Source organism: Streptomyces sp. ID05-39B (assembly GCF_033794725.1).
GTDB lineage: Bacteria > Actinomycetota > Actinomycetes > Streptomycetales > Streptomycetaceae > Streptomyces > Streptomyces bobili.
This window is the reverse complement of sequence record NZ_JARGEF010000564.1, coordinates 1-536: the sequence shown is the minus strand read 5'-3', so window position 1 is coordinate 536 and position 536 is coordinate 1. Positions and strand designations below refer to the sequence as shown.

The following is a 536-nucleotide window of genomic DNA, read 5'->3' as shown; positions in this document are numbered from 1 at the left end:
TTCTCCCGGCAGCGTGGGTTGTCGGCTGATGGGCGGTGCAAGGCGTTCGCGGAGTCGGCTGATGGCACTGGTTGGGGTGAGGGTGCGGGGTTGGTGGTGTTGGAGCGGTTGTCGGATGCGCGTGCGCGTGGGCATCGGGTGTTGGCGTTGTTGCGGGGGTCGGCGGTGAATCAGGACGGTGCTTCCAATGGTCTGACGGCGCCGAACGGTCCGTCGCAGCAGCGGGTGATTCGTCGGGCGTTGGCGGATGCGGGGCTTGGTGTGGTGGATGTGGATGTGGTGGAGGCGCATGGGACGGGGACCAGGCTGGGGGATCCGATCGAGGCGCAGGCGTTGTTGGCCACGTATGGGAGGGGGCATTCGGGGGAGCGGCCGTTGTGGCTGGGTTCGTTGAAGTCGAACATCGGTCACACGATGGCGGCGGCGGGGGTGGGTGGTGTGATCAAGATGGTGGAGGCGTTACGTCGTGGTGTGCTGCCTCCTACGTTGCATGTGGATGAGCCGACGTCGCATGTGGACTGGGGTGCCGGCGGTGT

At 66.2% G+C, this 536-nt stretch carries 1 protein-coding gene; it reads left to right on the top strand.

The features are described 5' to 3' along the window. Nucleotides 1–536: polyketide synthase (locus P1P75_RS41915; protein ID WP_319265377.1), on the top strand; the 536-nt coding region annotated here is incomplete at both ends.